The sequence below is a fragment of the Phenylobacterium sp. genome (assembly GCF_030697925.1).
Taxonomy (GTDB): domain Bacteria; phylum Pseudomonadota; class Alphaproteobacteria; order Caulobacterales; family Caulobacteraceae; genus Phenylobacterium.
Genome location: NZ_JAUYOJ010000149.1, coordinates 33,472 through 55,689 on the forward strand (window position 1 = coordinate 33,472; position 22,218 = coordinate 55,689).

The following is a 22,218-nucleotide window of genomic DNA, read 5'->3' on the forward strand; positions in this document are numbered from 1 at the left end:
TGCGGCGCGCAAGGCGACGATGGGCCCGCCGGGGGAGCCCGGTCAATCGATCCGGGGCTTCGGCAGCGCGTGATGGGCCAGCAGGGCCTCGACCCGGCCGAGCGCGTCGCTCTCCAGGTCGGCGTAGAACAGGTTGTAGGCCGGCGCCTTTCGCCGGTCGGTCCACGACCCCGAAGGCCTCAACGAGGTCGACTTCGGCCGGGAGACGCGCAGGACGCCGCCCACGCAGCGCGCCGACACCTGGCGGGTCAGGAAGGCCGGCCGCGCGCCCCATTCAAGGCCCGTGGCGTTGGCCGCACCCTGGTTCAGCTTGGACGGCGCCTCGGCGGCGCTCACCGCGCCCAGCAACGGATTGAAGCAGAGCGGAGCTCGGCCGTGCAGGTTCTCGAGCTGGCCGCCGGACCAGATCAGCGACCGGTCGAGGATCATTTGGGGCCGCTCCGGCTCGTTCTCGAAGGCCTGAGCCCAGGCGGCCAGGCAGCCTGACTGACGCGGCGCCAGGCACGGCGGAATCGGCGGAGCGTCGGCGGGCGCCACAGTGTCGATCAGATAGGCCCCGGCCAGCCTGGCCATGATCTCCGGCCTGGCGGCGACTTCCTCGGCCAGCAGGCGCGAGGCGAGCGTGCCGCCCTGCTCCACCCCGACCACCACGAAAGGGCGGCCGTGGTTATAGGCCGCCAGGTACTGGCGGAAGGCCGCGGCCACGTCGCCATAGGCGAAGCGGCGCGCCTCCTTGGCGTCGTCGCGCAGGGTCATCAGGGTGTAGAGGCTGGCCTGGCGATAGCGGGGCGCGAAGATCCGACCGACCCGGACGAAGGGGCCGGCATAGTTGGGGGCCATCACCTGGCGGAATAGGCGGTCGGCCTTGCCGTCGTCGATCGGGGCGTTCCAGTGGTCGCCGCCATCGAAGGTGGTGGGTCCGACGAAAAATACGTCAGCGGGCGGAGCGGAGGCGTCAGGCGCCCAGGGTTCGCCCGGCATCAGGGCCCAGGCGGCGCGCTTCCCATAGTCCGGCGCCGGCGGCGGGTCGTAGGTCTGGAAGGGCTCCTTGGGGTCGAGACGGGTGCGCAGGATGTCGTCGCGCCAGATGAAGGCCGCCGCCGCGATCACCGCGACGAACAGCACGACGCCGGCGAAGACCAGCCGCTTGAAGCCCCTGGGACGAGCCGCCATGCGCCTTTTGCCGCCTCCCGCCTACCTGTAGGGATCGGGTTGGGAGAGGTAGCGGGTCACGTACTCGCCGACCCCGTCCTCGAGGGCCGTCATCGGCTGGTTGTAGCCGGCGGCCCGCAGCCGCTCCATCTTAGCCTGAGTGAAGTACTGGTACTTGTCGCGGATCGCCGGGGGCATGGGCGTATATTCGATCTGCGGCGTGCGGCCGGCGGCGGCGAACACCGCCCTGGCCATGTCCTCGAAGGTCCGGGCGTGGCCCGAACCCAGATTGTAGATCCCGTTGACTTGCTCGCTATTCGCCAGCCAGGCCACCACGTCGGCGACATCGCGGACATAGACGAAGTCCCGGGTCTGGCCCCCATCGGGCACGCCCTCGCGATAGGACTTGAAGAGCTGCACCGCATGACCGTCGCGGATCTTGGGCCAGATCTGCGAGGCCACCGATTTCATCGAGTGCTTATGTTCCTCGTTCGGTCCGTAGACGTTGAAGAACTTCAGCCCGACCCACTGGGGCGGTGCGTAGTCGCGGGCGGCCTGGCGCACGGCGAAGATGTCGAACAGGGCCTTGGACCAGCCATAGGTGTTGAGCGGCCGCAGCGCGCTGAGGGACTCGAAGTCGTCCTTGTCGTCGAACTCGGAAACGTCGCCGTAGGTCGCGGCGGACGAGGCGTAGATGAACCGCCTCTGGCGGTCGGCGCACCAGCGGAACAGGTCGCGGCTAAGGGTGAAGTTGGAGTGGACGATCTTGTCGGCGTCCGGCTCGGTCGTGGACGACACCGCGCCCATGTGGATCACCAGCTCAACGTCGCGCCAGCGCTTCTCGAGCCACTCGAACATGTTCTCCGGCGCCACGAAGTCGCCGATGGGGTGCTTGGCGATGTTGCGCCACTTGCCGAGTTCGGCCTCGTGCAGCCAGTCGCAGACCACCACGTCCAGGTTAGGATCCTCGGTCAGCTTGGCCACGATGTTGGAGCCGATGAAGCCCGCGCCGCCGGTGACGAAGATGATCTTGCGGGTCATGCCTTCTCCCTCATCCGGCTGATGGCCTCGGTGGTCGAGTAGCCCTCGACGATCTCGGCCAACCGCACCTCTCCACCATAAGACTTCACGAAGGCGCCGCCCACCACCTCGTCCACCGAATAGTCCGCGCCCTTGATCAGTACGTCGGGCCGGGCAGCCTCGATCAGAGCCATCGGCGTGTCCTCGTCGAAGGGGGCCACGAGGTCGACCCCGCCCAGACCCGCCAGCACCATGGCGCGGCTTTCCAGCTCGTTCACCGGCCGGCCTTCGCCCTTCAACGCCCTGACCGAGCGGTCGGAATTGACCCCGACGATCAGCCGATCGCACCAGGCCCGCGCCTGGCTCAGATAGGCCACGTGGCCGCGGTGCAGGATGTCGAAGCAGCCATTGGTGAAGCCCACCGTCAGCCCCTTGGCGCGCCAGCGGGCGATCTCGTCGACCATGCGCTGAGGTGTGACGATCTTGGCCTCGGCCGGGGCCATGTGGGCGGCGAGCGAGGCCTCGATCATCTCCTCGGGGGTGACGACCGCCGTGCCGGCCTTCCCCACCGCCACGCCGGAGGCCAGCATGGCGAATTGGATCGCGTCCTCGATCGGCACCTTGGCGGCGATGGCCAGGCCGAGCGCGGCCAGGGTGGTGTCGCCGGCGCCCGAGGCGTCGAACACCTCTCGCGGGACGCCCGGGAAGTGGCGCACGGCCTCGCCGCGCACCGCCAGGGAGATTCCCTTGGCCGAGCGGGTCACCAGGATCGCCTTGGCCTGGCAGAGCGAGAGGGCATAGGTCAGGGCCGCGGCGATCTCGTCATTGGTCGAGGTCGGCATGTCGGTGGCGTGGGCCAACTCGGCGGCGTTCGGCTTGACGATGTCCACCTCGCCGTAGCGAGCGAAGCTGCGGGCCTTGGAATCCACGATCATCACCGCGCCGGACGCCTTGGCCGCGGCGATGACCGCGTCGGTGACCACGCCCTTGCCGTAGTCGGAGATCAGCACGACGCCCACGTCCTTGGCCACGTCGCGGATCGTGCGCAGCAGCCGCTGTTCGACGTCGCCGACGGCGGGACCGCTGGTCTCCATATCGACCCGCAGCAGTTGCTGGCCTCCGGATACGAAGCGGGTCTTCAGCGTCGTGGGCCGTGCGGCGTCGGTGACGATGAAACCCTCGACGCCCGGCTCGGCCTCGATCAGGCGCAGGGCCTCATGGCCCTCGGCGTCGCCGCCGATCAGCCCGACCAGCCGCACGTCCCCACCCAGGGCCGCGGCGTTGCGCGCGACATTGCCGGCCGCACCCAGCATGACCAGCTCGCGCTGCCGCGCCAGGACCGGGATCGGCGCCTCGGGCGAAACCCGGGTCACCTCGCCATAGACGAAGCGGTCGACCATCAGGTCGCCGACGCAGGCGATGCGCGCGCCCCGCAGGGCGGCGAGAATCTGCTGGAGGGCCGAGAGGTCCATCGGACCTAGGCCGCCTGAGCGCGGCGCTTGGCGAGCGCGTCGTATTCAAGCAGTTCGCCGACCAGGCTCTCGAACTGGTCCAGCCGGACCATATTCGGTCCGTCGGAGGGCGCGTTGTCCGGGTCCTCGTGGGTCTCCATGAAGACCGCGGCCACGCCAACCGCGACCGCGGCGCGCGCGAGGACGGGAACAAACTCGCGCTGCCCACCGGACGTCGCGCCCTGCCCGCCCGGCTGCTGGACCGAGTGGGTGGCGTCGAAGACCACGGGACAGCCGATCTCCGCCATGATCGGCAGGGCCCGCATATCGCTGACCAGGGTGTTGTAGCCGAAGCTTGCGCCGCGCTCGCAGGCCATGACGTTCGGGTTTCCGGTGCTCAGCACCTTCTCGATCACGTTCTTCATGTCCCAAGGGGCCAGGAATTGGCCCTTCTTGACGTTCACGACCTTGCCCGTACGCCCGGCGGCCAGCAGCAGGTCCGTCTGGCGCGAGAGGAAGGCTGGAATCTGCAGGACATCGACGACCTCACCGGCCTGCGCGCAATGATCGATCTCGTGCACGTCGGTAAGCACCGGCAGGCCGGTGACCTCCCGGACCTCCGCGAAGATCGGCAGCGCTTGGCCCAGGCCTAGGCCACGCTCCGTCGCGACCGAAGTGCGGTTGGCCTTGTCGAAGGAGGTCTTGTAGATCAAGCCGATCCCGAGCCGGGCGGCGATCTCCTTCAGGGCGGTCGCGGTCTCCAGCGCGTGCTGACGGCTTTCGAGTTGGCAGGGACCGGCGATGATCGTCAGCCGCTCACGATTGCCGATCCGCACGGTCGCGCCATTGGGCGTGGCAATCTCGATCACGGCGTTGGGTTGGGTCACGGGCGTGGGGTCCGGCTGCTGGCGTAGCCCGTTAAGTGGCGCGACCCCCGCCGCTTCACAAGCGCGAAAACGACCCCACATGAATCCTAGAGCGTGGACACACCGTAGCTCCGCTTGGCGGGGGCAGACTCGCCTGCCGGAAAAAAGCGGTGTTATGCTAGTCCCGAAATCGAGGGTTGCGACCATGAGCCTGGCGCATCAACCGAATTTGGCGGCGATCGCTGCTTCCCCGCGCGCCTTCAGCCGCCTGCCGGAGCTCGCCGGTGCGCCCGCCGCATTCCGCTTCGCCGCCCGCCTGATGGCCCGGGGCTGGCTGATCGGCGACCTGACCTTCGTTATGCCTTCCGGCCGCGAGCTACGGCTGAAAGGCTCCGAACCGGGGGTCGACGCCCGCATCATCGTCCGTGATTTCCGCTTCATGCGCCGGGTGCTGGCGGCCGGCGACATCGGCTTCGCCGAGGGCTACATGGCCGGCGAGTGGGAGACTCCGGACCTGGCGGCTGTGCTGTCGGCCGTGGGCCTCAACTTCGACCGCCTGACGCGGGTCTTCACCGGCAATCCGGTTCTCCGGTTCGCCAACTCCCTCGGCCACACGCTCAATTCCAACACCCGCAAGGGGTCGCGGAAGAACATCCACGCCCACTACGACCTGGGTAACGCCTTCTATTCCCGGTGGCTGGACTCGACCATGACCTATTCCTCGGCCCGCTATGAGCGCGCGGGCCAGTCCCTCGATCAGGCCCAGATATACAAGTATCGCGAACTGGCCCGGTCGATGGACCTGCAGGCTGGACACCACGTCCTGGAGATCGGCTGCGGCTGGGGCGGGTTCGCCGCGTTCGCGGCCAGGGAGGTGGGCGCGAAGGTCACCGGAATCACCATTTCCACCGAACAGTACGAGTTCGCCAGGCGAAGGATGTTCGAGCAGGGTCTGAACGACCGGGCGGAGATCCGCATGGTCGACTATCGCGATGTCGAGGGCGTCTTCGACCGAGTGGCCTCCATCGAGATGTTCGAGGCGGTCGGCGAGCGCTATTGGCCGACCTATTTCGGCAAGATCCGCGACGTGCTGACGCCGGGCGGCCGCGCCGGCCTGCAGATCATCACCATCCGCGATGAGATCTTCGAAAGCTACAGGCGGCGAGCGGACTTCATCCAGAAATACATCTTCCCGGGCGGCATGCTGCCGTCCGAAGAGCAGCTGAGGCTGCAGACCGATCGCGCGGGCCTGGCCTGGACCGGTGTCGCCCGCTTCGGCCAGGACTATGCCGACACTCTGGCCGCCTGGTGCGAGCGCTTCGACCGGGGCTGGATCGACATCTCCCGGCTGGGCTTCGACGAGCGGTTCCGCCGGCTCTGGCGGTTCTATCTGAGCTATTGCGAGGCCGGATTCCGCACGGGCCGGACCAATGTCGTGCAGCTTGGCCTCGTCAAAGCTTGAGCGACCCCTGTTCGGACGCGCGTTTGGCGCCTAAGTAGCGGTCCATGACTGTCGCCCCCAGCGTCGTGGACGCCATCGGAAACACGCCCCTGATCCGCCTGCGCCGCGCGAGCGAGGCCACGGGTTGCGAGATTCTCGGCAAGGCCGAGTTCATGAACCCCGGCGCGTCGGTCAAGGACCGCGCGGCGCTCTATATCGTGCGCGACGCCGAGCGCCGCGGCCTGCTGCGTCCCGGCGGTCGCATCGTCGAGGGCACGGCGGGCAATACCGGCATTGGCCTGGCCATGGTCGGCTCGGCGCTGGGCTACAGGACCACCATCGTCATCCCCCGCACCCAGAGCCAGGAGAAGAAGGACGCCATTCGCCTGCTGGGCGCCGAGCTGGTGGAAGTGGACGCCGTCCCCTATTCCAACCCTGACAACTATGTCCGCTATTCGGGACGCTTGGCCGAGGCGTTGGACGCCAAGGAACCCAACGGCGCGGTCTGGGCCAACCAGTTCGACAATGTCGCCAACCGCCAGGCCCATGTGGAGACCACGGGGCCGGAAATCTGGGCGCAGACCAACGGCGAGGTGGACGCCTTCATCTGCGCCGTCGGCTCGGGCGGCACCCTGGCCGGCGTCGCCGAAGCCCTGCGCGCGCGCAAGCCCGATGTCGCCATCGGACTGGCGGATCCGTATGGCGCGTCCCTCTATAGCTGGTATGCGGACGGCGTGCTGAAGTCCGAGGGGACCTCGATCAGCGAGGGAATCGGCCAAGGTCGGATCACCGCCAATCTGGAGGGACTGACCATCGACCGCCCCTATCGCATCGACGACCACGAGATGCTGAACATCATCTACGACCTCGCTGAGCACGAGGGTCTGGTGATGGGCGGTTCGACCGGCATCAACGTCGCCGGCGCCATCCGGATGGCCAAGGACCTCGGCCCGGGCCACACGATCGTGACCGTTCTCTGCGACCAAGGTTCGCGCTACCAGAGCAAGATCTTCAATCCCGCGTTCCTGGCGGAGCGCGGCCTGCCGATCCCGGGATGGCTGTGATGGACCCCGTCGTCTCCACGGAATGGCTGGCCCAGCGGCTGGGTTCTCCCGACCTGCGCGTTGTCGACGGCAGCTGGTTCATGCCGGCCGAGGCCCGCTCGGGCCACGAGGAATACCTGCGGGTCCACATCCCCGGCGCTGTGTTCTTTGACATCGACGCCATCGCCGACCTCACGACCGACCTGCCGCACATGCTGCCGACGCCGGAAGCCTTCGCCCAGGCCGTGGGCGCGCTCGGCCTGTCGCGTGAGGTCGATATCGTCATCTATGACAGCCTCGGCATCCGCGCCGCCGCCCGCGTCTGGTGGACCCTGCGGGCCATGGGCTTCATCCGGGCCTTCGTCCTGGACGGCGGCTTGAAGAAGTGGCTCGCCGAGGCCCGGCACGTGGAAACCGGCGACGTCCATCCCCGCGCCGTTAAGGTCGCGCCGGCCTTCGACCCCGGCCTGGTCCGTAGCGCCGACGAGGTCCGCGGCCTGCTCGCTTCAGGCGGGCCCCGACTGGTCGACGCGCGGGGCGCGGCGCGGTTCCTCGGCGACGCCCCCGAACCTCGCCCTGGCCTGAAGGCGGGCCACATGCCCGGCGCGGCCAATGTGCCCTTCGACCAGGTCGTCGCCGCCGACGGGACCCTGCGCCCGGCGCAGGAGCTGACCGCCATCTTCGAGGCCGCCGGCGTCGACCTGGCCAAGCCGATCGTCACCACCTGCGGCTCGGGCGTCACCGCCTCGGTCCTGGCGCTGGCCCTGGCGCGGCTCGGACGGGACCGCACGGCGGTCTATGACGGCTCCTGGGCCGAATGGGGCGCCCTAGCGGACGCACCGATCGTCACCGGCCCCTAACGGTCCGCCCCTAGCGGATCGGCGGTGCGTACATCAGGCCCGGCTGGGCGGCGTTCCACAGGGCGTTGTGGCCACGCTCCAGGCGCAGGCTCGAGTCCGGCCCGACATTGCGCGCGAACACCTCGTCATAGGCGCCCACCTGGACAATGGCCTGGTAGGCCCAGTCCTCCGGCAATCCCAGCATGGGGCCGAAGGCGCCCTGCGCGCCCAGGAGCCGGCGGATCCGGACGTCCGTCGAGGTTTTCAGCGCCTCGGGCGCGGTCTTGGAATCGATCCCGTACTCCTCGGCCAGCACCAGGGCGTAGACCGTCCAGCGGACGATATCTGTCCAGACCGGATCGTCCTGCCGCACCACGGGGCCCAGAGGCTCCTTGGAGATCACGGTCGGCAGGATCACGTGGGCGCTTGGGCTGTTCATCACCGAACGCGCGGAGGCGAGCGCCGCCACGTCGGCGGTGAAGGCGTCGCATTTCTCGGCCTGGTAGGCGTTGCGGGCGTCGGCCTCGGAGGCCACCACGACCGGAGTATATTTCAGCGCCCGCGCCCGGAAATAGTCGGCGAGATTGGCCTCGCTGGCCGTTCCGGCCTGGACGCAGATGCGCGCGCCGGTGAGTTCGTCGGCGCTGGAGAGCGAGAGCGCCTTGGGGACCATGAATCCCTGGCCGTCATAATAGGTGATGGCCGGGAAATCCCAGCCCAGGCTGGCGTCGCGCGCGAAGGTCCAGGAGGTGTTGCGCGACAGGATGTCCAGCTGGCCGGCTTGCAGGGCCGAGAACCGGTCCTGGGCGGTGATGGCCGAATAGCGCACCGCCTTGGCGTCGCCGAGGGTCGCGGCGGCCACAGCCCGGCAGATGTCGACGTCGAACCCGCGCCAAGTTCCCCGGTCGTCGCGGAAGGCAAAGCCGGAGAGCCCGGGATGGACGCCGCAGTTGAGGTGGCCCCGAGCCCTGATCGCCGCCAGGGTCGGGCTGGGCTTGGCCTTGTAGGCAGGCGCGGGGCCCGGGGCCTTGGCGGCCGGCGTGACGGGCGTCGGGGCGGGCTCGCCACCCTCGCCGCATCCCGCAAGGACAAACATCGACCCGACCGCCGCCGCGAGGCGCTTCCACATGCCGCGCTCCTTGATTGCCAAGCCCGCGGAGGCTCTAAGTGCAAGGCTGATTTTGGCTCCTGTTCGTTCCGGCGCGTCAACCCGCATGGCTGAAGAAACCCGACTGATCCGCGCAGGCGCCACGCCCGCAAGGCTGGCCAAGACCGTGGGGCCGCCCATTCAGAAGGGCTCCACCGTCCTGTTGCCCAACGCGCGGGCCCTCTATGACGACGACGCCTACGTAACCTATGGCCGCGCGGGGCTCGCGGCCCATGAGAGCCTGAAGTCGGCCCTGGCGGAGATGGAGGGCGCCGCGGCGGTCGAACTCTATCCTTCGGGCCTGGCGGCCTTCACCGGCGCCATGTTGGCGGTGCTGAAGGCCGGCGACGAGATCCTGGTCACCGACAACATCTACAAGCCCAGCCGCCGGTTCTGCGACCAGGTCCTGGCGAAGTATGGCGTCGGGGTCCGCTACTTCGATCCGCGCACCTCGCCTGAGGACCTGCTGACCATGGCGACGGACGCCACCCGGCTCATCGCCCTGGAGTCGCCAGGCTCGCTGACCTTCGAGATGCAGGATGTGGCCGCCATCGCGCGCCTGGCCAAGGCCCGCGGCATCTTGACCCTGGCCGACAACACCTGGGGCGCAGGCTTCCTCTACAAGCCGCTCGCGCACGGCGTCGATATCAGCGTCCAGGCGCTCACCAAATATGTCGGCGGCCACTCCGACGTCTTCATGGGATCGGCCGCCGTGGCCGAGAAGAAACTCGCCCACCAGCTCGAAGACGGGGTGCACAACATGGGCTGGGCGGTCTCGCCGGAGGACGCCTATCAGATGCTCCGCGGCCTGCGGACCCTGCCCGTGCGCCTGGAACAGCAGGGCGGCGCGGCCCTGCGCATCGCCGCCTGGCTGGCCCAGCAGCCCGAAGTGGTCGAGGTCATCCATCCCGCTCTGCCTGGCGCCCGCGACCACGCCCTCTGGAAGCGCGATTACAAGGGCGCCTGCGGCCTGTTCGCCTTCGTCCTGCAACCCGCGCCGGAGCGGGCGGTCGACGCCTTCCTCGACGCCCTGGAGCTGTTCGGGCTGGGCTTTTCCTGGGGCGGGTTCGAAAGCCTGGCCATCTCCTGCGATCCCCAGCTCGGCAAGCGCAAGTCGGCGCCGAAATTCGCCGGCCCGCTCATGCGCCTGCATATCGGCCTGGAGCATCCCGACGACTTGATGGCCGACCTGCGCCAGGGTCTGGACGCCTACAACGCCGCCCGCTAAGGCCGCGCCATCCGGCTCATGAACAGGGCCGCGCGCTTGGTCTGACGATCCAGGCTCTTCAGATCGATGGTCTCGCCGGCCGCGTGCGACCCTTCGCCCGCCGAACCGAAGCCGATCAAGCCCGGCAGCATGTCGCCCACAAAGCCGATGTCGCCGGCCCCGCGCTTCAGCGGGTCGAGCTCGGCCATCGGCTCCAGACCCAGGTCGCGGTTCACCTCGTTGAGCTTGCCCAGAAGCTTGCGGGATCCTTCGGTGGGCGCCATGGCCGGATAGCCTCCCTCGCCGAATTCGATCTCGGCCTTGGCCCCAACCAGGGGCTGATCGACGATGGCCTTCATCTTGGCGTGGATGCTGTCGGTCTGGGCATTGGAGAGCGTGCGCAGGTCCCCCTGGGCTACGGCCTTGGCGGCGATGATGTTGTTCTTGCCGGTGGCCGCCGCGCCGGTCTCCGCGGCGTTGACTTCGGCGGTCGCGCCGGCGGCCATGAAGCCGACGTTGAAGGTCGCGTTGACCTCGCGGGCCCCGCGCCGGAACCCGTCGAGGATCCGGGCCAGTTCATAGGCCGCGCCGTATCCCGCCCCGTCGCCGAAAACGCCCGACGAGTGGCCGGACTTTGCGCTCACCTTGATCGTCCAGTCGGTGGAGGAGCGCCGCGCGATCGAGGCCATGTCCTTGCCGTCCTCCCGGGCCAGGTTCTCGAATTCCAGGGCCATGTCGCTCGTCTTGGCCGCCGCAACCAGGTCGGCGCGCGAGATCGAGATCGGCAAGCCCGCCCGCTCTTCGTCGCCGGTCAGCACGATTGTGATGTCGGCGTCCTTCAGTGTACCCGCCGCCTGCATGGCGCGCAGGGCGCCGATCATGATCACCAGCCCGCCCTTCATGTCGTTGACGCCCGGGCCTTCGGCGATGTCGCCGCGGCGGACATAGGTCTGGAACGGGCTGTCGGGCTCGAACACCGTGTCGAAATGGCCGATCAGCAGCATCCGCTTGCCCCTGCCCGAGCCCTTGTGGGTGGCGAAGATGTGGCCAGCGCGACCGACCTTATCCATCGGGACCCATTTCACGTCGAAGCCGACGCCCTTCAGTTCGTCCTGCAGGATCGCGCCGACCTTGGTCACGCCCGCCAGGTTGAGGGTGCCGCTGTTGATGTTGACCAGCTTCTCCAGCAGGGCCAGTGACCGCGCCTCCTCGGCCGCCGAGGCCGCGACGAGCTTCTTCTCCTGGCCGGTCAAGCCCCCGGCCATGGCCGGAGCGGCGGCGAGGAGCATCAGGCCAGCGAGCGCGGCGGTCATTCTGCGGTTGGTCACGGGAATCCCCCTGGAACTGAATCTGCCGGGACCTTCCCCGTCCGGCGCGCGGAACTCAAGCGCCGCGGCTGGAACCGCCGCCGCCGTCCGCGAATTGGCACGGCGACGAGGGAGAAACCCCATGACTCAGCCCAACTCCGAATTCGCCAAGGACGCCGCCCAGACAGCCAAGGCCGAGCGCGAGGTCCAGGCCGAGATCGACGCCAAGGAGCAGCACTCCTTCAAGTCCGACGACGAAGATCGGCCAGCGATGCAGGCCGGGGCGCGGGAATATCCCGCCCCGCCCTTCCCCAAGCAGCACCTGGCCAAGCCGGGCCTGGAGGCCGACCTGCGGCTCGCCCCCATGTACGACGCTCCGTTCTACAAGGGCTCGGAGAAGCTGAAGGACAAGGTCGCCCTGATCACCGGCGCCGATTCAGGCATCGGCCGCGCCGTCGCGGTGCTGTTCGCCCGTGAAGGCTGCGATATCGCCATCGCCTATCTCGACGAACATCAGGACGCCGAGGCGACCAAGGCCGCCGTCGAGAAGGAGGGCCGCCGCGCCATCCTGCTGCCGGGTGACGTCGCCGATCCCGCCTATGCCGAGGCCGCAGTCGATCGCGCGATCGGCGAGTTCGGAAAGCTCGACGTCCTGGTCAACAACGCCGCTTTCCAGGAGCACGTCACCGACCTCGAGGACCTGACCGCCGAGCACTTCGACCGCACCCTGAAGACCAACCTCTACGGCTATTTCCATCTGGCCAAGGCCGCCGTGCCCCACATGAAGCCGGGCTCGGCGATCCTGATGACAGGCTCGGTCACCGGCATCGACGGCAGCAGGCAGCTGCTGGACTATTCGATGACCAAGGGCGGCATCCACGCCTTCACCCGCGCCTTGTCAGGCCATCTGATCCCCAAGGGGATACGGGTCAATGCGATCGCGCCCGGCCCGGTCTGGACCCCGCTCAACCCGGCGGACAAGCCGGCCGAGGATGTCTCGGAATTCGGGGCCAAGACCCCGATGAAGCGTCCGGCCCAGCCGGAGGAGATCGCCCCGGCCTATGTGTTCCTGGCCTCGCCGCACTGCTCCAGCTACATCACAGGCGAGATCCTGCCGATCGTCGGCGGGTACTAGGCTTCGCCCTCGAAAGCTCGGTTCCTGGCCTGCCTGACAGCTAGACTGTCGTTCCAGGCCGACCACCTCCCGGGAGCTCAACCGCCATGCCCGCGACCGCCGAGAACGCAGCCGACAAGGTCTTGGTGGAGTTGACCGCCACCAGCTGATGGTCAGGACCAGGCGCGGATGAAATGGCCACGCTCGCCCCAGAAGGCGTACCAGCGGCCGGCTGCCTGGACGATATCGAGCTGGTCCTCGAATGGGACAGGCGCTTTCTTGGGTCGTTTGCTGATCAGGCCGAGGCGTTGCAGCAGGCCTCGCCTAGGGAGTGGGTGTGGCGGCTGCGGCGGCGCCGGGCCACGAGCCGCCGCCGCACCGGCCGCAGCAAGAAGCTCCTGGCCATAGGCGACGGCCGCCTCAGGAAACATGTCGTCCCACGCCTTGCCAATCAGGCCAGGGGCGATGACATCGCCGCACGCCTGCAAGAAGGATCCGCGAAAGCTGGTCTTGTCGACTCCCTCATAGAGGTCGCCATGGGCGTACTTCGGCACGCCGTCACATACCGCCAGCGGAACCACGTGGTAGCCGTCGAACTCCCTCAGCACCTCGGCCTTCGCTTCCGGCGTTTCAGCTTTTCGGGCGTCGAAGATCCAGGCGTTCGCCGCCTCGTCGTGACCCACACGGGGCGCGCCGACCCGCTCCTAGGCCGGGATGGTGATTTCCTGGAACCGGTCGCCCTCGGCGCCCGAAACCGTCTCGCCCTCAATGGTCCGCTGCAGGAACGCGCGCCATTCGGCCTCATGACCGGGCTTTGCACATCCCTCGGGAATGAGGTCCAGGCCCATTGCGACACCCCTTTCTTCACTGAGGCGAAGCTTAGTCGAGGCGCGAGCTACCTCATAGGTTGTTTGTCTGGCAGGCCCTGGCGCGCCCAGCAGGACTCGAACCTGCAACCGTCCGCTTAGAAGGCGGATGCTCTATCCGGTTGAGCTATGGGCGCCCGGTCAGTGGGTCCAGGGCTGTTTGCGGCCGAAGGCGAAGTTGTCGGCGTAGGCCTTGATGATCTTCTTGGCCGGCTTGGGGTCGGAGACCTGGAAGGCGATGCCGTGCGCCGCCGCATAGGCGACGGCCTCGTCCTTGGTGTCGAAGGACAGGCGCACCTGGCCGTCCATGTCGCCGGTCACCGTCCAGCCCATCAGCGGATCGGCGCGTCTAGCCGAGGCGGGCTCGAATTCCAGCAGCCAGTCCTTGGTGTTGCCCTTGCCGGACTGCATGGCGTTCTTGGCCGGACGGTAGATGCGCGCGAGCATGCGGGTCGTCTCTCTCAAATCTAAGCCGGCGTGGTCGGGGCGAGAGGATTCGAACCTCCGACCCTCTGCTCCCAAAGCAGATGCGCTACCAGGCTGCGCTACACCCCGAGAACGCCGGCAAGGGGTGCGATATAAGGCTTTGGCCTTTCCCGCAATTGAACAAAGCCGCGCGGGGCGGGCTCAATCGCGGCGATGCATCAACTTGAAGACGCCGCTGGCCCGGATCACGTCGTGGCCGCCCACATAGAGCCGGCCCTCGACGAAGGCCACATCCTTGGTTGCGCGGGTGCATCTGGCCTCGCCCATGATCCATTCACCGACCCGGGCCATGTGCAGGAAGTTGACGTTGAGCTGGATGGTCACGCCGGTCTGGCGGGTGGCGCGGAAGGTCGCCGCGCCCAGCAGGCCGTCGATGAAGGCCGTCAGCATGCCGCCATGCACCAGGCCCAGGCCGTTGGCGTGCCTGGGCAGGGCGAAGAAGGCCTGCTCGGTCATCTCCCCCATCACCTCGCGGTGGAAATAGGGGCCGTTATGGTTGGAGAACGGGCCGCGGTTGGACGAGCGAATGAAGCCCTCGGGCGGATCGGGGATGACCTCAGCCACCTTGAAAGATCCGGTGGACGACCTTGTCGCCGGGCAAAAGGCCGATCTCGGCGGCGCGGCCTCCGGCCAGCTCCAGCACCCCCAGGATCGGGCCGCCCGAAGGGATCGGCGCCTCCGACAGCGGGGTGGTGTTACGGGCGATGGACAGCACCGTGCCGTCGGCCTGGATGTAGATGATGTCCAGCGGGATCAGGGTGTTCTTCATCCAGAACGCCACTTCGCGCGGCGTGTGAAAATCGAACAGCATGCCGCGGTCCGGAGCCATGACCTTGCGGTACATCAGGCCGCGATTGCGCTCAGGCTCGTCGTCGGCGATCTCCACGAGGAACCGGGTGCGGCCCTGTGGTGTCACCACCTCCAGCGCCTCAAGGCCCGCGGGGACCGGGGCGTCGACTGGCGGCTTCGCGGGCGCAGCGGCCACGGAGGCTCGGGCGACCTGCTTGGCGGCGGGCGCGGGTTCGGCGGCGCAGGCGTAGGCGCAAAGAGCGAGCGCGCCCGCCAGCGCGGCGCGCAGGCCGTAGGTCATGCGGGACACTGAGGGGCTCCGAACTGAGGTCTAGGCCAGACCTACAGACTCGATCTCGGCCACGACAAGCCCTTTCGGACCCTCGGCGAAGCGCACCATCACGTCGTCGCCCGGCTGCAGGTCCTCGATGCCCGAGCGCCGCAGGGTCTCGATATGCACGAAGATGTCGCCGCTCTCGCCGTCGCGGACCACGAAGCCGTAGCCCTTGGCGCGGTTGAACCATTTCACCTTGGCCCGTTCCAACGGCCCGCGGGCGGCGCTGACCGGCGGACGACGCGGGGTGCGGGCCTGGTAGGCGCCCTGGCTCCCGCCGCCGCGGTCGTAGCCGCCGCCACGGTCATAGGGGTCGCGCCGGAAACCGCCGTGGTCGTCATGGCGTCGCCGGTCGGTCGGCGCGGGCGCCGAACTCTCGTCGACCTCGACCACCTCGGCCACTTGCCAGCCTTTCGGACGGCGGATCACATCGCAGACAATGACGGCGCCTTCCAAGGCGCTTTCGCGCCCGGAATTCCGCAAACTGGTCACGTGAAGCAAGACGTCCTTAAGTCCCGTCTGACTAGGATCGTCAGGGACGATGAACCCGTAACCCTTGCCGGCGTCGAACCACTTCACGCGCCCGCTGATCCGCACGGATTCTTCGTGCGAATCTACTCCCTCGAATTCGTAACCAGACATTTGCCCCTCTGGCCCGGTCTCCCCCGATCCCTTCGGACTAAGGCCAACTATAACACTGTTCTGGTAACTATTGAGCCGTCAATGGGAGTTTTTCGCCTGGCGCACGCATCAGGCGTATTTCGCGCGCTCTGATGGCGGCGAAGGGGCGTCGCGTGGCAGTCCCTAGGGGAGTCGAACCCCTCTCTCCAGGTTGAAAACCTGGCGTCCTAACCGATAGACGAAGGGACCGCGTGCGCGAGAGCGGCGTCTATATCGGCGATTCAGAGCCTATGCAAGTCGCCCGATCAGCCAACCATGCGCCGGGGATCGGCGACGTCCTCGATCTCCAGTTCGACGCTCTCGCGGCCCTGCCAATCGTCCGGCTTCAGACGGCCCGCGACATGCACCGCGCCGCCCTCGCTCATCAGGCGCTTGCCGATCTCGGTGTCCTCGGCGCGCCAGGCCACGGCCTTGAGCCGCCCGCCCGAGCCGTCGGTCAGGGTGACCCGCACATGGCCGCCGCGCAGCGCCATGGGCCGCTCGATCCGCACGTCAGCCACGGCGAACATCGGCTCAGGATTGCCCGGTCCGAACGGCGCCAGGGCCTGGAAGGCCTGCCAGAGGCCGCGGTCGGCCCCGCCCGTGGTCACCAGGGCGTCGATGTCCAGGCCGTCCTCGGCGGTGGCCGTCTCCGTTTCCGCGGCCAGGCGCTCGTTCAGGAAGGCGCGCAGGTCGGGAATGGTGTCTGGCCGCACGGACAGCCCCGCGGCCATGGCGTGACCGCCGCCAGCCAGCAGCAGGCCTTCATCAAAGGCCGCCTGCACCGCCCGGCCAAGGTTGACCCCCGTTTGGGAGCGGCCGGAGCCCTTGCCGATATTGGCCGCCCGGTCGACCCCGATCACCAGGGCCGGTTTGCGATAGCGTTCGCGCAGGCGGCTGGCGACGATGCCGATGACGCCGGGGTGCCAGCCGTCGGCGGCGACGAAGGTCAGGGCGGCGTCGTCCTGGTTGCTCTCGCGGTCGACGATGCGGATGGCTTCCTCGAAGATCTCGCGCTCCACCTCCTTGCGGGATGCGTTCAGAGCGTCGAGCTCAGCGGCAAGTTCGGCGGCCTCCGCCGGATCGTCGGTGGACAGCAGGCGCGCGCCCAGGTCCGAGCGGCCGATCCGGCCCCCGGCGTTGATCCTTGGCCCCAGGATGAAGCCCGCATGGAAGACGCCGGCCGGGCCCGAGCCCTTTGCGACCTCGAGCAGGGCCTTGAGGCCAGGGTTTTTCCAGGCTGACATGACCTTCAGCCCTTGGGTCGTCAGCGCCCGGTTGAAGCCCACCAGCTGTGTCACGTCGCAGATGGCGCCCAGGGCCGCCAAGTCCAGCCACTGGCGCAGGTCGGGCTCAGGGGTCGTTTCGAACAGGCCCCGCTTACGGGCCTCGCGGTTGAGCGCCGCCAGCAGGACGAAGGCGACGCCGGCCGCGGCCAGCACCCCCTGCCCCGACGTGCAGCCGGGACGGTTGGGGTTGACCAGGGCCGCGACCTTGGGGATCTCGTCACGCATCAGGTGGTGATCGATCACCACCACGTCGAGGCCGATCTCCTCGGCATGGGCCAGGGCCTCATAGGCCGCGGCCCCGCAGTCGACCGTGACAACCAGCTCCGCGCCGCTCTCACGGATGCGCTTGAAGGCCGCCGGCGAGGGGCCGTAGCCCTCGGTCATCCGGTCGGGGACATAGATGGGCAGTTCCTTACCCAGGGTGCGGAACCAGCGGACCAGCTGGGCGGCGCTCGAGGCGCCGTCCACGTCGTAGTCGGCGAAGATGGTCATCGGCCGGTCGGAGACCAGGGCGTCGATGAGGATCTCGGCGGCTAGGTCCATGTCCAGGAAGCTGGACGGATCGGGAAACAGCGCCTTGAGGGTCGGATTGAGGTAGTTCGCGCCGTCGTCGGGCCCGATGCCGCGCGAGGCCAGGGCTCGGGCCAGGGGTTCTGAGAGCCCGAGGCCGAGCTGGTGGCGCCGCACGGTCTCGCCATCTGCCGGACGCTCGCGCCACAGCCGTCCGGTGAGGGAGCGCGTGACGCCGAGATAGCCCATGGGCGTGGTTCCGTCGGCCATCGGATGAGTCTAGCCGGAGTCGGGGCCGCGTCGAAGGTTCGCGCGCGACCCCTACGTCCGGATCAGACGGGGCGCTTCATCCGCACTTCACGCACCGTCTGGGTCGCGGAGTTCATGACGATGGTGTGGGTGTGGACGAAGCCGTCTTCGTACTGCACCCCGTCCAGCAGGGCGCCGTTGGTGACCCCCGTGGCCGCGAAGATCGCGTCGGCCCGCACCATCTCGTGCAGGTCGTACTTGCGGTCGAAGTCGGTGATGCCGACCCGCTTGGCGCGGGCCTTCTCGTCGGCGTTGCGGAACACCAGGCGGCCCTGGAACTGGCCCCCGACGCACTTCAGCGCCGCGCAGGCCAGCACGCCCTCGGGCGCCCCGCCCTGCCCCACATAGAGGTCGACGCCGGTCGAGGGGTCAGCGGTGTTCATCACCCCGGCCACGTCGCCGTCGGTGATCAGATAGACCCGCGCGCCCACCGAGCGGACGCTGGCGATGATGTCGGCGTGGCGCGGACGGTCCAGGACGCAGACGGTGATCTCGGACGCCTCCACGCCCTTGGCTTCCGCCAGGGCCTCGACGTTCTGGGCCGGCGTCTTGTCCAGATCGATGATCCCGGCCGGGAAGCCCGGCCCGCAGGCGATCTTGTCCATATAGGTGTCAGGAGCGTTGAGCAGGGTCCCCTTGGGCGCCCAGGCCATCACCGCCAGCGCATTGGCCATGGCCTTGGCGGTGAGCGTGGTGCCTTCCAGCGGGTCGAGCGCGATGTCGACCTTCGGGCCTTTGCCGCGACCGACCTTCTCGCCGATGTAGAGCATCGGCGCCTCGTCGCGCTCGCCCTCGCCGATGACGATCTCGCCGTCGATGTCGAGGTCGTTGAGCGCGGTGCGCATGGCGTCGACGGCGGCCTGGTCGGCGGCCTTCTCGTCACCGCGACCCACCAGTTTCCAGGCGGCGATGGCGGCGATCTCGGTGACCCGGACCGCGTCCAGAACCAGGCCGCGATCCAGAACTTCGGAACTCATTGCGTCTCTCCCGCGCCCCCTGCTGGAGCGATCGATTATCTTTACAGTCTTAGATGCGCGCGATGCGCAAGAGCCGGGGTCTATCCAGCACGGACGACAGATTCGCGATGCGGTCGATCGCCGCCGTGAGCACGGATTCCGCGACCGCGTGGGTGGTTAGCACGATCGGCACGCCGTCTGCATTCTCCACGGGCTTCTGGAGGAAGCTTTCGATGGAAACGCCGGCTTCAGCGAGGGTCTCCGAGACCGCGGCGATGACGCCGGGCTCGTCCTTCACCAGGAATCGCAGATAGGCGCGGCTCATGCTCTTGGCCGGGTCGACCGGCGTGAAGGGCTTTAACGTCGAGGCCTTGGCCTGGAACACCGGCCGGCTGGCTCCGGTCATGACGTCGGCGATGTCGGCGGCCACGGCGGCGGCCGTGGGACCAGCTCCCGCGCCCGGGCCCTGGATGAAGATGCGGCCGATCCGCGTGCCCTCGATGAACAGCGCGTTGAGCGCCCCGCCGGCCTGGGCCAGGGGATGGTTGAGCGCCACCAGGGTGGGATGGACCCGCACCAGCACGCCCTCCTCCGAGCGGCTGGCCGAGGCGATCAGCTTGATCCGGTAGCCTAGATCCTTGGCGAGCTGGATGTCCAGCAGGGCCACCTGGTCGATGCCTTCGATCTCAGCGGCCGCATAGTTCGGCGCGCAGCCGAAGGCGAGCGCCGCGAGGATCGAGATCTTGTGAGCGGCGTCGAACCCGCCGACGTCCATGGTCGGGTCGGCCTCGGCGTAGCCCAGGCGCTGGGCCTCGGCCAGCACCTCGGCGAACGGACGGCCGCCGGTCTCCATCTCCGTGAGGATATAGTTGCAGGTGCCGTTGAGGATGCCCGCGACAGACATGACGTCGTCGCCGACCATGGCCTCGCGCAACATCTTCACCGCCGGGGTGCCGCCCATGACGGCGGCCTCGAACAGCAGCGGTACGCCCTTGGCCTCTGCCAGGGCCGCCAGCTCGGCCCCATGCTCGGCGATCAGAGCCTTGTTGGCGGTCACGACGGGCTTGCCGGCGTTCAGCGCCGCCTCGACGGCGGCCTTGGCCGGACCGTCGGAGCCGCCGATCAGCTCGACGAAGATGTCGTTGTCCGGCGAGCCGGCGAGCGCCACGGGATCGTCGAACCAGGGCAGGTTGGAGATGTCGTAGGCCCGGGGCCGCGAGCGCGAGCGCGCCGAGACACCGGTGACCGACGCCGTGGCCCCCGCCGGGGCGAAACCGGGCCGGTCGGACAGGAAGTTCAGCAGGCCCCCGCCCACGGTGCCGAGGCCCGCGACGCCGACGCGCCAGTTCGATCTGCTCATTGGGCCGCCAAGGTGTTGTGGGCGCGGCCGAGGATCTCGTCGGCGTTGGCCAGGAACTTCTTCACATTGCGCGCCGCCTGGCGGATCCGGTGTTCGTTCTCGACCAGGCCGATGCGCACATAGCCCTCGCCGTACTCGCCGAAGGCCGCGCCGGGGGAGACAGCGACGCCAGCCTCCTCGATCAGCAGCTTGGCGAACAGCAGGGAGCCGACCGCCTTGAATTTTTCCGGCAACGGCGCCCAGGCGAACATGGAGGCCGGCGGCGACGGGATGTCCCAGCCGGCGCGGGCCATGGAAGTTACCAGGGTGTCGCGGCGCGACTTGTAGATGGCCCGGATATCGTCGACGCAATCCTGAGGTCCGTTCAGCGCCGCGGCGGCGGCCACCTGGATCGGCGTGTAGGCGCCGTAGTCCAGATAGGACTTCACCCGCGCCAGGGCCGCGCACATGCGTTCGTTGCCCACCACCATGCCAACCCGCCAGCCGGCCATGGCGTAGGTCTTGGACAGGGAATTGACCTCGACGGCCAGATCCTTTGCGCCGTCGACCTGCAGGATCGAGGGCGGCGGATTGTCGTCGAAATAGATCTCGGAATAGGCGACGTCGGACAGGACCAGCAGGTCGTGCTTCTTCGCCAGCGCCACAGCCTCCTTGTAGAAGTCGAGGTCCACCCACTGGGCGGTCGGGTTCGACGGATAGGACAGGATCAGGACGCTGGGCGCCGGGCTGGAATGGCGCATCGCCGCGCTGACCCCCGAAAGGTACTCCTCCGGCGACGGCGCGGGCACGTGGCGGATCACTCCGCCGGCCATGATGAAACCGTAGGCGTGGATCGGATAGGCCGGATTGGGGCAGAGAATCACGTCGCCGGGGGCGGTGAGCGCCTGGGCGAGGTTGGCGAAGCCCTCCTTCGATCCCAGGGTGGCGATCACCTCGGTGTCGGGATTGAGCGTCACGCCGAAGCGTCGCTTGTAGTAGCCGGCCATGGCGCGGCGCAGGCCGACAATCCCCTTGGAGGCGGAGTAGCGGCCGGCCTTCGGGTCGCGGGCGGTTTCGATCAACTTGTCGACGATATGCTTGGGTGTCGGCATGTCTGGATTGCCCATGCCGAAGTCGATGATGTCCGTACCCTGGGCGCGCAGGCGCGCCTTGATGCGGTTCACTTCCTCGAAGACGTAAGGCGGAAGGCGGCGGATTCGGTGGAATTCAGGGGTCATGGAGAGCTCGTGCCGCGGGACGGGCGGCGGTATGGGAGCTGAAGTCGCGCATGGATAGCCCCCGTCCGGGGAGCCGCCAAGCAGGTTCAAGGTGATTTATGCCCCCGCCAGCCTCTTATCTGGGCAGCGGAGGCGGGGTAGCTCGCTCCCGAATTTGCCGCGCAAAGGCTTCCGAGGCCGCCGTGGTGGAGGCGTCGCTGTCGCCGCCGGGGGCGACCATGGCCTGGGCGCGGCTGACGAAGCGCTCCGTCCCGGTCAAGGTCCAGGTGTTCGGAGCCGTTTCGCGGTCCAGCCTGGCCGCGGCCACTTCGAGCTGGTCGACCGCGCGGCCGAACTCACGCAGGGGACGCTGGTTGGCCGGCAGCGGCGGAATCTCAGAAAAGGTTGGGTAGTCGGTCGAGGCGCGCGCCATCCTGGCCACTTCGGCGGCCACCGGCGAGGCCGGATCCACCGTCGCTGTCTTGAACGGACTGGCCGCGCAACCGCTCAGCAGCACAGCACCGCAGACGCAGGCGAAGCCGCACGGCGTGGGCCGGTTCACGAAAAGTCGAAGCAACGCGTTCATTTCCCTGCCGGTCTTATGCCATGATCGCTTCGGGCGAAAGAGCGCGAGCGCGCCGCAGCCCAAACCAGTCGGGGTCGGGAGGATAAAGTCCATGAGCGAACAACCGTCTGGGCCGACCAAATCCAAGGCCAAGAAGAAGGCCAAGTCCGCTGACAAAGCCGGCAAGAAGGCCGCCAAGGCCGCCACCGCGCCGGCGTTTGAGCCCATGCCGTCACCGCAGGCCAAGGCCAATGGCGAACTGACGCGCAGCTTCGAGGCGCCGGGGCTCAACGGCGAGCAACGCGAGATCA

22 protein-coding genes and 3 tRNA genes are annotated in these 22,218 nt (G+C 68.3%); 5 read left to right on the forward strand and 20 right to left on the reverse strand.

The annotated features are described in order from the left end of the window. Positions 1 to 42: 42 nt before the first annotated feature. The 4 genes from Q8Q88_RS14030 to kdsA are packed head-to-tail and all read right to left on the reverse strand — an operon-like array spanning position 43 to position 4,510. Positions 43 to 1,173, reverse strand: coding sequence for a DUF3089 domain-containing protein (locus Q8Q88_RS14030; protein ID WP_305675805.1), 1,131 nt, complete (start codon positions 1,171 to 1,173; stop codon positions 43 to 45). Between the two features lie 21 nt (positions 1,174 to 1,194). Next, positions 1,195 to 2,193: an ADP-glyceromanno-heptose 6-epimerase gene (rfaD, locus tag Q8Q88_RS14035; protein ID WP_305675806.1), complete on the reverse strand. Its 999-nt coding sequence runs from the start codon at positions 2,191 to 2,193 to the stop codon at positions 1,195 to 1,197. Beyond that, positions 2,190 to 3,644, reverse strand: a complete 1,455-nt coding sequence (rfaE2, locus tag Q8Q88_RS14040) for a D-glycero-beta-D-manno-heptose 1-phosphate adenylyltransferase (protein ID WP_305675807.1) — start codon at positions 3,642 to 3,644, stop codon at positions 2,190 to 2,192. Before rfaE2 ends, rfaD begins: the two co-directional genes overlap by 4 nt. A 5-nt stretch (positions 3,645 to 3,649) precedes the next feature. Continuing rightward, positions 3,650 to 4,510 carry a 3-deoxy-8-phosphooctulonate synthase gene (gene kdsA / locus Q8Q88_RS14045; RefSeq protein ID WP_305675808.1) on the reverse strand — a complete coding sequence of 287 codons (861 nt, stop codon included), beginning with the start codon at positions 4,508 to 4,510 and terminating at the stop codon, positions 3,650 to 3,652. A gap of 184 nt (positions 4,511 to 4,694) precedes the next feature. Here kdsA and Q8Q88_RS14050 point away from each other — a divergent pair, with 184 nt between their 5' ends. The 3 genes from Q8Q88_RS14050 to sseA are packed head-to-tail and all read left to right on the forward strand — an operon-like array spanning position 4,695 to position 7,833. Then, positions 4,695 to 5,951, forward strand: a complete 1,257-nt coding sequence (locus Q8Q88_RS14050; protein ID WP_305675809.1) for a cyclopropane-fatty-acyl-phospholipid synthase family protein — start codon at positions 4,695 to 4,697, stop codon at positions 5,949 to 5,951. Positions 5,952 to 5,995: 44 nt separating this feature from the next. Then, on the forward strand, positions 5,996 to 6,994 hold the full coding sequence (locus tag Q8Q88_RS14055) for a cysteine synthase A (RefSeq protein ID WP_305675810.1): 999 nt from the start codon (positions 5,996 to 5,998) through the stop codon (positions 6,992 to 6,994). Further along, positions 6,994 to 7,833, forward strand: a complete 840-nt coding sequence (gene sseA, locus Q8Q88_RS14060) for a 3-mercaptopyruvate sulfurtransferase (protein WP_371129861.1) — start codon at positions 6,994 to 6,996, stop codon at positions 7,831 to 7,833. The genes Q8Q88_RS14055 and sseA overlap by 1 nt, the downstream gene beginning before the upstream one ends. A 10-nt stretch (positions 7,834 to 7,843) precedes the next feature. Here sseA and Q8Q88_RS14065 read toward each other — a convergent pair whose 3' ends face one another. Then, positions 7,844 to 8,941 (reverse strand): amino acid ABC transporter substrate-binding protein, encoded by a 1,098-nt coding sequence (locus Q8Q88_RS14065; RefSeq protein WP_305675812.1) that lies wholly within the window; start codon positions 8,939 to 8,941, stop codon positions 7,844 to 7,846. 85 nt (positions 8,942 to 9,026) lie between these two features. On the opposite strand from Q8Q88_RS14065, the gene metC reads away from it, so the two are divergent. Then, positions 9,027 to 10,187, forward strand: a complete 1,161-nt coding sequence (metC, locus tag Q8Q88_RS14070) for a cystathionine beta-lyase (RefSeq protein ID WP_305675813.1) — start codon at positions 9,027 to 9,029, stop codon at positions 10,185 to 10,187. Here the strand turns inward: metC and Q8Q88_RS14075 are convergent. Next, a complete protein-coding gene (locus Q8Q88_RS14075; protein ID WP_305675814.1) occupies positions 10,184 to 11,494 on the reverse strand; it encodes a M20/M25/M40 family metallo-hydrolase in 1,311 nt (436 codons plus the stop codon). The two genes, metC and Q8Q88_RS14075, sit on opposite strands and share 4 nt — an antisense overlap. 121 nt (positions 11,495 to 11,615) lie before the next feature. Between Q8Q88_RS14075 and Q8Q88_RS14080 the strand changes: the two genes are divergently transcribed. Next, on the forward strand, positions 11,616 to 12,608 hold the full coding sequence (locus Q8Q88_RS14080) for an SDR family oxidoreductase (protein WP_305675815.1): 993 nt from the start codon (positions 11,616 to 11,618) through the stop codon (positions 12,606 to 12,608). 152 nt (positions 12,609 to 12,760) lie between these two features. Here the strand turns inward: Q8Q88_RS14080 and Q8Q88_RS14085 are convergent, their stop codons facing one another. The 14 genes from Q8Q88_RS14085 to Q8Q88_RS14150 all read right to left on the reverse strand — a co-directional run bounded on the left by Q8Q88_RS14085 (position 12,761) and on the right by Q8Q88_RS14150 (position 21,919). Further along, complete coding sequence (locus Q8Q88_RS14085; protein ID WP_305675816.1) at positions 12,761 to 13,270, reverse strand: hypothetical protein; 510 nt, start codon at positions 13,268 to 13,270, stop codon at positions 12,761 to 12,763. A gap of 21 nt (positions 13,271 to 13,291) precedes the next feature. After that, positions 13,292 to 13,435, reverse strand: coding sequence for a hypothetical protein (locus Q8Q88_RS14090; RefSeq protein WP_305675817.1), 144 nt, complete (start codon positions 13,433 to 13,435; stop codon positions 13,292 to 13,294). A gap of 78 nt (positions 13,436 to 13,513) precedes the next feature. Next, a tRNA-Arg gene (locus Q8Q88_RS14095) sits at positions 13,514 to 13,590 on the reverse strand. Between the two features lie 4 nt (positions 13,591 to 13,594). Then, entirely contained in the window at positions 13,595 to 13,900 is a 306-nt protein-coding gene (locus Q8Q88_RS14100; RefSeq protein ID WP_305675818.1) for an ETC complex I subunit, read from the reverse strand. Between the two features lie 31 nt (positions 13,901 to 13,931). Beyond that, positions 13,932 to 14,008 (reverse strand) — tRNA-Pro (locus Q8Q88_RS14105). A 72-nt stretch (positions 14,009 to 14,080) separates the two neighbouring features. Continuing rightward, positions 14,081 to 14,503: a PaaI family thioesterase gene (locus Q8Q88_RS14110; protein ID WP_305675819.1), complete on the reverse strand. Its 423-nt coding sequence runs from the start codon at positions 14,501 to 14,503 to the stop codon at positions 14,081 to 14,083. Continuing rightward, entirely contained in the window at positions 14,496 to 15,038 is a 543-nt protein-coding gene (locus Q8Q88_RS14115) for a DUF192 domain-containing protein (protein ID WP_305675820.1), read from the reverse strand. Before Q8Q88_RS14115 ends, Q8Q88_RS14110 begins: the two co-directional genes overlap by 8 nt. Positions 15,039 to 15,059: 21 nt before the next feature. Beyond that, the gene (locus Q8Q88_RS14120; RefSeq protein ID WP_305675821.1) at positions 15,060 to 15,704 is read right to left on the reverse strand and encodes a cold-shock protein; all 645 of its coding nucleotides are present in this window, start codon (positions 15,702 to 15,704) and stop codon (positions 15,060 to 15,062) included. Between the two features lie 153 nt (positions 15,705 to 15,857). Next, positions 15,858 to 15,932: transfer RNA gene (locus Q8Q88_RS14125), tRNA-Glu, on the reverse strand. A 56-nt stretch (positions 15,933 to 15,988) separates the two neighbouring features. Next, positions 15,989 to 17,791 (reverse strand): single-stranded-DNA-specific exonuclease RecJ, encoded by a 1,803-nt coding sequence (gene recJ, locus Q8Q88_RS14130; RefSeq protein ID WP_305675822.1) that lies wholly within the window; start codon positions 17,789 to 17,791, stop codon positions 15,989 to 15,991. Between the two features lie 62 nt (positions 17,792 to 17,853). Continuing rightward, positions 17,854 to 18,807, reverse strand: coding sequence for a class II fructose-bisphosphatase (glpX, locus tag Q8Q88_RS14135; RefSeq protein WP_305675823.1), 954 nt, complete (start codon positions 18,805 to 18,807; stop codon positions 17,854 to 17,856). 49 nt (positions 18,808 to 18,856) lie between these two features. Next, positions 18,857 to 20,146, reverse strand: coding sequence for a homoserine dehydrogenase (locus Q8Q88_RS14140; RefSeq protein ID WP_305675824.1), 1,290 nt, complete (start codon positions 20,144 to 20,146; stop codon positions 18,857 to 18,859). Then, positions 20,143 to 21,363: an LL-diaminopimelate aminotransferase gene (locus Q8Q88_RS14145; RefSeq protein ID WP_305675825.1), complete on the reverse strand. Its 1,221-nt coding sequence runs from the start codon at positions 21,361 to 21,363 to the stop codon at positions 20,143 to 20,145. Before Q8Q88_RS14145 ends, Q8Q88_RS14140 begins: the two co-directional genes overlap by 4 nt. 115 nt (positions 21,364 to 21,478) lie before the next feature. Beyond that, a complete protein-coding gene (locus Q8Q88_RS14150; RefSeq protein ID WP_305675826.1) occupies positions 21,479 to 21,919 on the reverse strand; it encodes a hypothetical protein in 441 nt (146 codons plus the stop codon). Between the last annotated feature and the right edge of the window lie 299 nt (positions 21,920 to 22,218).

What these genes read in the sequence shown, in the direction of transcription:
- glpX (WP_305675823.1), bottom strand. Translation starts at nt 18,807, where the DNA reads ATGAGTTCCGAAGTTCTGGATCGCGGCCTGGTTCTGGACGCGGTCCGG.
- rfaD (WP_305675806.1), bottom strand. Translation starts at nt 2,193, where the DNA reads ATGACCCGCAAGATCATCTTCGTCACCGGCGGCGCGGGCTTCATCGGC.
- recJ (WP_305675822.1), bottom strand. Translation starts at nt 17,791, where the DNA reads ATGGCCGACGGAACCACGCCCATGGGCTATCTCGGCGTCACGCGCTCC.
- sseA (WP_371129861.1), top strand. Translation starts at nt 6,994, where the DNA reads ATGGACCCCGTCGTCTCCACGGAATGGCTGGCCCAGCGGCTGGGTTCT.
- Q8Q88_RS14080 (WP_305675815.1), top strand. Translation starts at nt 11,616, where the DNA reads ATGACTCAGCCCAACTCCGAATTCGCCAAGGACGCCGCCCAGACAGCC.
- Q8Q88_RS14140 (WP_305675824.1), bottom strand. Translation starts at nt 20,146, where the DNA reads ATGAGCAGATCGAACTGGCGCGTCGGCGTCGCGGGCCTCGGCACCGTG.
- Q8Q88_RS14055 (WP_305675810.1), top strand. Translation starts at nt 5,996, where the DNA reads ATGACTGTCGCCCCCAGCGTCGTGGACGCCATCGGAAACACGCCCCTG.
- Q8Q88_RS14050 (WP_305675809.1), top strand. Translation starts at nt 4,695, where the DNA reads ATGAGCCTGGCGCATCAACCGAATTTGGCGGCGATCGCTGCTTCCCCG.
- Q8Q88_RS14145 (WP_305675825.1), bottom strand. Translation starts at nt 21,363, where the DNA reads ATGACCCCTGAATTCCACCGAATCCGCCGCCTTCCGCCTTACGTCTTC.
- Q8Q88_RS14100 (WP_305675818.1), bottom strand. Translation starts at nt 13,900, where the DNA reads ATGCTCGCGCGCATCTACCGTCCGGCCAAGAACGCCATGCAGTCCGGC.
- Q8Q88_RS14065 (WP_305675812.1), bottom strand. Translation starts at nt 8,941, where the DNA reads ATGTGGAAGCGCCTCGCGGCGGCGGTCGGGTCGATGTTTGTCCTTGCG.
- Q8Q88_RS14120 (WP_305675821.1), bottom strand. Translation starts at nt 15,704, where the DNA reads ATGTCTGGTTACGAATTCGAGGGAGTAGATTCGCACGAAGAATCCGTG.
- metC (WP_305675813.1), top strand. Translation starts at nt 9,027, where the DNA reads ATGGCTGAAGAAACCCGACTGATCCGCGCAGGCGCCACGCCCGCAAGG.
- Q8Q88_RS14030 (WP_305675805.1), bottom strand. Translation starts at nt 1,173, where the DNA reads ATGGCGGCTCGTCCCAGGGGCTTCAAGCGGCTGGTCTTCGCCGGCGTC.
- Q8Q88_RS14090 (WP_305675817.1), bottom strand. Translation starts at nt 13,435, where the DNA reads ATGGGCCTGGACCTCATTCCCGAGGGATGTGCAAAGCCCGGTCATGAG.
- rfaE2 (WP_305675807.1), bottom strand. Translation starts at nt 3,644, where the DNA reads ATGGACCTCTCGGCCCTCCAGCAGATTCTCGCCGCCCTGCGGGGCGCG.